We start from the raw sequence: 9,256 nt of genomic DNA, 5'->3' as shown, positions 1-9,256 counted from the left end.
GCAGGAATACTTTCTCATAGTCGGCTGCTCCGTTGCCACGATCGAACAGGCGATAGGCCGGGTTACCGTCTTCATCTTTCAAATTCAGTACATCTGCAGCCGCTTCATAAGCAAGCTTCCATTTTTCCGGATTCGTATTTTCTTTATCCCACAACGGGCTTGCTGCATATAAGAGCACCCGGGCTTTCAGTGCCATGGCAACTCCACGGGTAATGCGTCCCTGTTCGTTTTCATTTACTGTTACCGGCAATAGCCCGATAGCCTGTTTTAAGTCTTCCAAGATAGCGTTTACGCATTCCATGTAACTGTTTCGCGGTAAGCTGAGATTGTCATTCGGATACAAAAGTTTATCATTTAGAATGGGCATGCCGCCATATCGTTTGATGATTTCGTGGAAGAAGAAAGCACGCAGAAAAAGAGTTTCGCCTAATAATCTTTCTCTCATCTCTTGACTCGGGAAAGGAATGATGTCTTTCTTGGATAAGAAGACATTTGCTTTGCGGATACCTTCATAGTTGCGGGTCAACTGATTATCTACATCATCATACGAACCGACATTGAATGAATTGCTGGTATTCCAACCGAAACGTGATTCTGCTTCATCCGTAGCACAGGCTATAGGAGCCGGATCAAAACTTCCGAGCACATTGAAGCCTTTCAGTAGATTGGTGTAAATATCGGCTTGAAATTTATAGGCGGTTTCGTAATTGGTGAATATCTTGTTTTCGTCCAGATTTAAATCCGGTGCCCGGTCCAAATAGTCATCACAGCCGTAAAAGAGAATGGCTAACAGGCAGGAGAATATTTTATATGTTCTCATAATATCCTAAAAATTAATATTTAAACCAAAGTTATATGCTTTCATTGGCGGCATGTTTGCCGCTCTGTTGTCTCTGTTGTCCGGATCAAGATAAGGTTCTTTGGCCCAGGTTGCCAAGTTCAGAGCCGAGAAATAAATGCGGATTGTCTTTATAAAGGCTTTTTCCGTTATTTTTTTAGGAAGGGTATAGCCGATATCGAGATTCTTTAGCCGTATGTAACTTCCATCGGACAAAGTATAATCGGCGCCGGCTTCATTATTTTGGTATTTTCCGTACATTTGGGTGTATTTGGCATTTGCATCTCCCATTTCCGGAGTCCAATAAGACCAATGTTTATCGTACACGTTGTCTCCGTTGGAAAAGGCCCACATCGCTTCCCAATTCTTGTCGAAAGAGACGTGAGTGGAACCTTGAAACAGTACGCCGACATCAAATCCTTTATAGGATAAGGACAAGTTGATACCGTATTGTATCTCGGGTACCAACGGATAACCGGTCCTTATAAAATCGGCACGGTCGATTACTCCGTCACCATTGATATCCTTGTATTTCAGATCTCCCGGATGTACTTCCGTATTTCCTTCCAGAGCTAATTGGGAAGGACTTCTTTCTATATCGTCATAGTCTTGAAAATAACCCAAGGTGATCAGTTTCAAAGGGGTGTCGATGGGATATCCTTCCGGACGCTGATAAGGTAAAACACCGAGAGGAGTACCCATATCGATCACTTTGTTTCTTGCAAAACTCATGTTTCCTTTGATGGAATATGAGAAATCGGGGCCGATGAAGCGGCTGTGATTTACTTCTAATTCCACTCCCTGATTTTGTACAATACCGATATTGGCCGGAGAGAATACGGTTCCCACGTAAGACGGCATTGTTTGTACCTGTGTCAGGATATCCGATCTCCTTTCATGGAAATAATCAATATTGAAAGTCAGGGCATTGTTGAAAAGGCCGGCCTCCAAACCGATATTCAATTTTCTGGAAGTTTCCCAAGAGACATCTTTGTTGGCTACACGTCCTTGGCGTATACCTTGAACGCGGTTGTCGCCAATACCGAATATATAGGAGTTGTCTGTGTTGCTGGTATCAACATATTCGTATTGTTGAAGATAAATGAACCGTGCTTCTGTGCTGGTATTGGCTACCGGGTCGTATGCCCAGACGCGATCATTACCGACCCAGCCTAAAGAACCTCTGATTTTCAGACTATTCATAATCTTGCTGATATTGGATTTTTTATAGAAAGGTTCATTTGAAATAACCCAGCCTAATGCAAAAGAGGGGAATAATCCGTAACGTTTTCCTTTGGCAAAGTTTTCCGAACCGTTATAGCCGAAGTTGACTTCTGCCAGATAACGGGTGTCGTATCCATAAACAAACCGTCCTACCATACCCTGGCTTGCGTATGGCAAATCGACGTTGTATCCATGAGACAGACGGTTAAATAATATAAGAGCACTTACGTTGTGTTTTCTGAAATCATGTTCATAGGTCAGCCCGCCTTCCAGATAAATTTTCCGGAAATTGTCTACATATTGCCAGTCCCAACGCAATGGACGATTTTCTCCGTGCATGATATAGGTGTCTGTTGGGTAGAGATATTGGTAGGTAGCAACCTCTTTCCGATAAATCTTTCCATGCTTACTGTCATCATCGTATGCCACTTGTCCTCTTATGGCAAGCCCGGGAAGAAGCCAACTCAATTTATAGGTAAGGTTGAGCCCCGCTTCCAGTACGTTCCGGTTTTCTTTGAACTCTCCGGAATCACGAATCAAGGCATGTATATTGGAGTAATCTTTGTCACCGCCATAAGAGCCGTCCATGTTGAAAGCCGGATATTTACGACCGGAGTTGGCTATTGCGGCATGGTATATATCCCAACTGCTATACTGCATGGAAGTGGGATAATGGCGGTCTTCAATGCGGGCGCCTATGTTGATCGAAGCACTCAAATCTTTCGTAATGTCGAAATCCAGATTCGACCGGAAGTTATATCGGTTGAAGTTGGTGATATTGTCTCCTTTGAATGGAGAATTCTGATTAAAAAAACCGCCGGAAACGAAATAACGCATCGATTTGGTACCCCCCCGCACATTCACATTGTATTGCTGTTGTATGGAACCGGATTTCATAATCTCATCCATCCAATCCACGTCCGGGTGGGTATAAGGAGAAACTTTCGTCCGATACTTCATTAAATCTGTTGCACTGTATTCTGCTTGCTGACCGCCATTATTCAGCATTTCATTGCGCAGCAGAGCAGAACGATAGGCATCCAACGGCTTATACAACCGAATAGGAACGTTTACTGCCACTTGTGAAGTAATGGATACTTCCGGTTTACCGACAACTCCTCTCTTGGTCGTTACGATGATAACACCGTTCGCTCCTTTCACACCATAAACGGCCGTTGCCGAAGCATCTTTTAATATATTGATGCTTTCGATCTCATTAGGATCAATTTGTGCAAAGCTCTCACGGATAATTCCGTCTACTACAATCAAAGGTTTCGTGTTTTCATTGGCGAACGTTGCTTTACCGCGGATGTAGATATCTGCTTCGTCGCGTCCGATTTCACCGGAACTTTGAACGATTGTTACACCTGAAGCTTTACCGGCTAAAGATTGGGTCAGGTTGGACGCCGGGACCGTAGTCAGCGTTTTGCTTTTTACAGTTGAAATGGAACCTACCATCGATTCCTTTTTCTGCGTACCAAAAGCAACTACGACAACTTCATCCAAGGCTACGGCAGCATCTGTTCCTAACTCTATTTTCATCTTCTTTCCGAATACGGGAGTTACGGTCTGAGCTTCGAAACCGATATAGCTGATACTCAGTTGTACATCTTTTGCAGGCACTTTTAAAGAAAAGTTGCCATCCAAATCGGTTACAACACCGATTGTAGTACCTTTTACCAGAACAGTGGCACCGATTAGAGGTTCCCCATTATTTTTATCTAATACTATTCCTTTCACTACCAGGTCTTGTGCCGACACAAAGCATGGGCAAAGGAATAATAGAAGCAATATAGTATATCCTTTCATAATATTATATTTTAATGAATTCGTCTAAACTGATAGGTGTAGGTATGCAGTTCTTTATTTTTCTTGTCTAATTCCATCGCCTCTTCAGGAGTAGCGGGTGTAGGATCTTGTTCCATCTGGGAAAACATAACTGTTTTCTTACGTTCTCCTAAGAATGTTTTTATACGAAGTTCCATTTCATTCCCTTCTAAGTGGGTTATGGTGAAACGAACCAGCACTTGAGTATATCGATAAGAATTGTCGGATGAGTTTTTACCGGCTATTTTATCCATAGACATATTCAACCAGTCTTTGTCGGTTACAAGCCATGTTCCGGCATGTTCCTTTTCAAGGCAGGGATCAAACATCCTGTAAACTCCGTTTGCTTCGAACAGAATGGAGAGGTTTTCTTCTTTATCGGTACTGCACACTTCTCCGTTGTCATAGGCGGCAACTTGTTTCCAATATCCCGACAGTCCGCTTGCCAAATCTTCATCTTTCGAGCAGGAAGAGAAAATGAATAGTAGAAATACTAAACCTAATAGATATTTATTCATGGTATTTGGTGTTTATTGATGTGATTCTTTTAATCTCAGCTTGCCATCTTCAATAATAGTTTCGACCGTTTTATACGTTTTTATATAGGTGTCTAATTGTCCTGTTGCCGAATAAGTATAATATTTCAGGGTTAATCTGTTGGCTGTACGATCCTCCACGTAAAAGGTTACAGGCAATAAATCCGAAATATTCAGAATTCGGTTATTGCTTTCATAATTCCAGGCAGTTCTCAAATCTTTCGATTCACAAGGCAGGTAGAGGTAGCAAACATTTTTCTCTGTAAAATACAGTAATTCACCTTTTGCGCATTCATCCAGTTCCTGTTCTTCATCATTTGAGATTTGTGAAATCAGTTGCCATGATCCCGATAAATCGATATCGTTATCGGTCTCTTTATCGCAGGCAGTTCCTAAAAAGGAAATGAGTAATGCGCATAATAATGGGATTTTTTTCATTTTCATAATAATAAGATTTTTTACACGTCACAAAAATATTACAGAATATTATTTATATAGATTTTCCTGGTAACAACTCTTCTATTCAGTGTAACATCTGCTGATGATCAGCTAATCTTTCTCTATTTTCTTGTCGCTTTTAATGCGAAAGAACAATATAGCAGATAAGTAATGCAGAGTCCGATGATCATTAGTGAACCGTTAAAACTACCTACCCATTGTGAGAAAGCGGCCATTAATGGCGGGACAACTGCTCCTCCCGATATTCCCATAATCATCAGTCCGGAAAGCTCATTTGCGCTGTCGGGATACAATTGTAATGCCTTTGAGAAAATGATACTGAATACGTTGGCGCAGAAGAAACCGACAATCGCTATGATGGCTAACAGCAACTGGCTCTCGGAAACAAAAAGCATAAAGATAAATACACATAAAGTGATAATCATACTGATCCGTAGAAACTTGATGGAAGAGAAGCGTGCCAGAATGAATGTTCCCATAAATGCACCTACGGTGCGAAAAACGAAATACAGGCTAATGCCATAACCGGCTTCGTTCAGCTCCATGCTGCAACGTTCCATTAAAAAACCGGGTATCATGACATTTAAGCCGACGTCTACTCCTACAATAAAGAGGATCCCCAGGAACAATAATAGAATCGTTTTATCTTTCAATAGGATGAGATAGGGTTTGAATGACCATAACGTATTTTTTGTAGTTTCTTTGGGTATCGGTGTGAACAATAGCCAGCAACCGACAAACAGTGTTATTAGTGCAAAAACAGGAAACATATAAATCCAGTTTCCCAGAAAACCGGCTGCCCAAACTGCAATAATCGGTCCGGCAAAAGAGGATATGGCCTTAATAAACTGACCGGCAGTCAAACTGCTGGCCAATTTGTTTTCATCCATAATATTCATCAGTAACGGATTTAATGAAACCTGTAGAATCGTATTTCCGATGCCGAGCAATGCAAAAGCAATCAGACAAGATACGTAGGAGTAATCCAATAAGGGGAGTATCATAGCCAGAACGGTAAAGCCTAAACTAATAAGCACTGTATTTTTTCTTCCTATCCGGTTCATGAAAGCACCGAACGGAACAGAAAATACAAAGAACCAGATAAAGACCATTGAAGGTAAGAAGTTCTTTTGGGTTTCGGATAAGGAAAAGTCGGATTGCATATAGTTGGATGCTATGCCGACAAGATCACAGAATCCCATAACAAAAAAGCTTGCCAAAACCGGCAATAATGCTATTACTTGAGCGCGTTTCATATAATACGCCTCCTTCCGATGCCTGCTGTAATTGTGTAATTTCCCATGTTTTCAGATTTGTTTTTTGCAAACATAGGGCTTTTGTAGCTATAAAAGATTAACTACTGTAACATACTATATATATACTGTAACATCCCTTTCTGGGTACTCTATGGCGCAATTCTAAGCCTCTGATTCCTTTGCCGGAGTTTCATGGCGTTCTCTGAATTCGGTAGGAGATACCCCGAATTTTTTCACAAAACAAATATAAAAATAAGAAGGAGAGGAAAAGCCTAAGTCGTAGGTAATCTCCGTAATTGTTTTGTTTGTATTCAGCAACTCCTTTTTTGCATTCTCCAACCGGACAGTTCTGATAAAGTCTCCGGAAGAGAGACCGACCAATGCTTTTAGTTTTCGGTGAAGATTCATGCGGCTCATTCCTACATAGTTTGCGATACTTTCTCCCTTGATATCCGGATCGGATATATTTTCATTGATATAATTAATAATCTTTTGTATCAGCATATCGTCACCGGACATTGCAGGCGCTGTTTCTGCGTCTGGTTTCTTACCGGACACAAGCGCTACTTTCTTCATGAATTTCTCTTTGACAACTTCTTGGTATCTGATCAGTTGCTCGATGCGGATTCGAAGATGACGGATATCAAACGGTTTCGGTATGTAAGAGTTGGCACCCACTTCCAGCCCGGCCAAGCGGTCTTCATGAGTTTCTTTTGCCGTCAGCAGGATTATCGGAATATGAGAAGTGTTTATATTCGACTTTATTTTTTCGCAAAGCTCTATACCGTCCATATTGGGCATGATGATATCACTGATAATTAAATCCGGAATAGAGTTTAAGGCACTCTTGAATCCTTCTATGCCGTCGGCAGCCGTATATACTTCGTATTCTTCGTGTAGTTCCATTGCAAGAAAGTCACGAATTTCGGATTCATCATCTACTACCAGAATCTTATATTTCTTAGTCGTTTCATTCTTTTCATCTGTCTTTTCCTCAATCACTTCTGTGTTTTCCTGTAAGGCTTCTTTGACAAATGTAACATAAGAATCGTCTTTCTCTTTAATATCGGCTATTTCTTCTTTGGAATAATTGGCCTTATCGAACGGGACGACAATGGTGAACCTGGAACCGACATTCAATTCACTCTCAACAGAAATATGGCCTTTATGTAATTCAACCAAAGACTTTACCAAGTACAATCCGATGCCTGAACCCGGATATACAATATTTTTGTCATTCAATTCAACTTGATAAAAACAATCAAATATTTTTTTCAAATCTTTTTTGTCGATACCGATACCTGTATCCGAGATCTCAATATGTAATAAGTCTCCTATATCAGTTTGCTCCACAAAGACATTCATTACGATCTCGTCATAATCCTTCACATATTTAAAGGCGTTAGAGAGGATATTATACACAATTTTATCCATAAATTTGGGAGATACCCATCCAACCAACCGTTCCGCGCTTGTGTTAAAAACGAAATTTATGTTTTTGTCTTCTATTACTCCTTCAAAAGTATCTGCTATTTCCTTAAAGAAAGAAACTACATCCATTTCTTTCACCTTGAGTTTCAATTGGCCATAATCGATTTTCCGAATATCGATCACTTCGTTCACATTTTTGATCACACGCATTGTGTTCCTTTTGATAAGAGACAATAAATATCTCTTTTTGCTATCTGTTTCTCCAAGTAATAGTTTCTCCAACGGTGCCAGAATAAGGGTAAGCGGATTTTTCAATTCATGCGAAGCATTGGTGAAGAATTGTAATTTGGCCTGATACAGTTCTTTTTGTTTCTGCTTCTCCAGACGTTCATAGTTTATTTTATCACGGACTCTGATTTTCATCATAGCAATGTTCCAGCACATGTACAATATGATTAATAACAGGACAAAATAGATGATATAGGCCCACCACGTTTGCCAGAAAGGTGGTTTCACGAGGATATATAATGTACGTACATTGTCTTTGTCGAAATTTCCCGAAGGAGAAGAGGCCATCACCATAAAGCAATAGTTGCCGGGTTTCAAATTCCGGTAGGTGACGGAACGCATGGAGCCCACTTTGTTCCATTCTGTATCTACTCCTTTTAAGAAATAGGCATATTGAATGCGTTCCGGAGAAGAATAATTGATACCTAAATATTCGATTGTAAAGACCGATTCATCGTAATTCAGTTCTATTCTATCGGTAGAATTTATATTTTTGACTAAAGGAGATTTCGGGTTCTGTTCACTTCTGATTGTAACATGCTGATTAAATAACAGGAAATCGGTAAAGACAACAGAAGCCGGGGTTTTGTCTTTTGTGATAATGGAAGGATCGAAAATGTTCATACCTTCCGTACCGCCTAAAGCGATTACACCCGATCTCATGATTAGTCCCGAATTTTTCAGGAAACTGCCGGGTTGAACTCCGTCAGATGCACTATAGGAATCAAGTTCCTTGGTTTCTAAAGACATTTTTACGATATCTTTGTTGGTACCCATCCACAGATCATCGCCTACCAATATCAACTCTCGTACTATGGAACTGTTTAGACCGTTTGCTTGTCCGTATATGGTTAAAGAGTCGTTCTTTATTGTATACTCCCATAAGCCTTGCCCTTCTGTACCGATCCACATGTTTCCTTGTTTATCAAACAAGAATGAATTCACCAATACGTTTTTTAACCTGGAGCTAAACGGTTCCACATTTCCGGTTTTATAATCGTACTTGTACAAGCCGCCAAAAGTACCGATAATCAGGTAATCATTATATTCTTGCAGTGCGGTGATATGATTCCATTTGAGGGGTTCAATCACATGGAAAGAGTTCTGCTTCTTATTAAAGTAAGAGAGTCCGGCGCGCTGTCCCACCCAAATGTTTTTTCTGGAATCTTCATACAAACAGCTCAAATCGCTATGCATAAGTGAATGGGGATCATCTTTCTGATGGGTATAGTGAATGAACTGCTTGGTCCCATCTTTCATTCTATTCAGAACGCAATCATAGGTACCGATCCACAGATCATTGTCCGAATCAATCAATGAACATAAAGTTGCATCATCGCTTAAATTATATCCTTGGGTTTTAGACGTAATTTCTTTAAACGTATTATTCCGGATAT

At 40.4% G+C, this 9,256-nt stretch carries 6 protein-coding genes; all 6 read right to left on the bottom strand.

The features are described 5' to 3' along the window. Window positions 1–820, bottom strand: an 820-nt coding sequence (locus QVP90_RS18905) for a RagB/SusD family nutrient uptake outer membrane protein (protein ID WP_288204926.1), incomplete at its 3' end; no start/stop codon positions are given. A 6-nt stretch (window positions 821–826) separates the two neighbouring features. Then, window positions 827–3,871 (bottom strand): SusC/RagA family TonB-linked outer membrane protein, encoded by a 3,045-nt coding sequence (locus QVP90_RS18900; protein ID WP_005928330.1) that lies wholly within the window; start codon window positions 3,869–3,871, stop codon window positions 827–829. An 11-nt stretch (window positions 3,872–3,882) separates the two neighbouring features. Then, window positions 3,883–4,407 (bottom strand): hypothetical protein, encoded by a 525-nt coding sequence (locus QVP90_RS18895; protein ID WP_005928333.1) that lies wholly within the window; start codon window positions 4,405–4,407, stop codon window positions 3,883–3,885. A 12-nt stretch (window positions 4,408–4,419) separates the two neighbouring features. Next, the gene (locus QVP90_RS18890) at window positions 4,420–4,869 is read right to left on the bottom strand and encodes a hypothetical protein (RefSeq protein ID WP_005928336.1); all 450 of its coding nucleotides are present in this window, start codon (window positions 4,867–4,869) and stop codon (window positions 4,420–4,422) included. A 116-nt stretch (window positions 4,870–4,985) separates the two neighbouring features. Further along, window positions 4,986–6,140, bottom strand: coding sequence for an MFS transporter (locus QVP90_RS18885; RefSeq protein WP_021937294.1), 1,155 nt, complete (start codon window positions 6,138–6,140; stop codon window positions 4,986–4,988). A 162-nt stretch (window positions 6,141–6,302) separates the two neighbouring features. Then, the coding region (locus QVP90_RS18880) for a hybrid sensor histidine kinase/response regulator transcription factor (RefSeq protein ID WP_288204925.1) at window positions 6,303–9,256 on the bottom strand (2,954 nt) is incomplete at its 5' end.

The organism is Bacteroides sp. CAG:189 (assembly GCF_000432295.1).
Taxonomy (GTDB): Bacteria; Bacteroidota; Bacteroidia; order Bacteroidales; family Bacteroidaceae; genus Bacteroides; species Bacteroides salyersiae.
This window is presented reverse-complemented; position numbering and strand designations above follow the sequence as displayed.